Origin of the sequence: Cohnella terricola (assembly GCF_007786475.1) — a bacterium.
Lineage (GTDB): Bacteria > Bacillota > Bacilli > Paenibacillales > Paenibacillaceae > Cohnella > Cohnella terricola.
The window spans coordinates 1-1,384 of the sequence record NZ_VNJJ01000034.1; the positions used below are offsets into that span (position 1 = coordinate 1).

General features: G+C 56.1%; 1 rRNA gene (cut by a window edge). It reads right to left on the reverse strand.

Features of this window, described 5'->3' with window-relative positions:
- Positions 1-11: 11 nt before the first annotated feature.
- Positions 12-1,384, reverse strand: a 23S ribosomal RNA gene (locus tag FPZ45_RS25095); it runs 1,556 nt beyond the window's last position.

Below are 1,384 nucleotides of genomic sequence, written 5' to 3' on the forward strand. Positions count from 1 at the left end.
GGCCAACCTGTTAGGATAAGCCCTCGACCGATTAGTACTCGTCAGCTCCACACGTTACCGCGCTTCCACCCCGAGCCTATCAACCTGGTGTTCTTCCAGGGGTCTTACGAATTGGGAAATCTCATCTTGAGGCAGGCTTCGCGCTTAGATGCTTTCAGCGCTTATCCCTTCCGCACTTGGCTACCCAGCGGTGCTCCTGGCGGAACAACTGGTACACCAGCGGTGCGTCCATCCCGGTCCTCTCGTACTAAGGACAGCCCCTCTCAAATTTCCTACGCCCGCGACAGATAGGGACCGAACTGTCTCACGACGTTCTGAACCCAGCTCGCGTACCGCTTTAATGGGCGAACAGCCCAACCCTTGGGACCTACTTCAGCCCCAGGATGCGATGAGCCGACATCGAGGTGCCAAACCTCCCCGTCGATGTGGACTCTTGGGGGAGATAAGCCTGTTATCCCCAGGGTAGCTTTTATCCGTTGAGCGATGGCCCTTCCATTCGGTACCACCGGATCACTAAGTCCGACTTTCGTCCCTGCTCGACTTGTAGGTCTCGCAGTCAAGCTCCCTTATGCCTTTGCACTCTGCGCGCGATTTCCAACCGCGCTGAGGGAACCTTAGAGCGCCTCCGTTACTTTTTAGGAGGCGACCGCCCCAGTCAAACTGTCCGCCTGACACGGTCCTCCTGCCCGATGAGGGCAGCGAGTTAGAACTCCGATACGATCAGGGTGGTATCCCAACGGCGCCTCCATGGAAGCTTGCGCTCCCACTTCATAGGCTCCCACCTATCCTGTACAGACCGTACCAAAGTTCAATATCAAGCTACAGTAAAGCTCCATGGGGTCTTTCCGTCACGTCGCGGGTAACCTGCATCTTCACAGGTACTAAAATTTCACCGGATCTCTCGTTGAGACAGCGCCCAAGTCGTTACGCCATTCGTGCGGGTCAGAATTTACCTGACAAGGAATTTCGCTACCTTAGGACCGTTATAGTTACGGCCGCCGTTTACTGGGGCTTCGGTTCACAGCTTCGGGTTGCCCCTAACCGCTCCCCTTAACCTTCCAGCACCGGGCAGGCGTCAGCCCGTATACTTCGCCTTACGGCTTCGCACAGACCTGTGTTTTTGCTAAACAGTCGCTTGGGCCTCTTCACTGCGGCCCCCTCGGGCTATTCACCCTACCGAGGCACCCCTTCTCCCGAAGTTACGGGGTCATTTTGCCGAGTTCCTTAACGAGAGTTCTTCCGCGCGCCTTAGAATTCTCATCTCGCCCACCTGTGTCGGTTTACGGTACGGGCACCTTCTCCTGGCTAGAGGCTTTTCTTGGCAGCGTGGGTACATGACCTTCGGTACTATGATTTTCCCTCCCCATCACAGCTCAAGGTTACA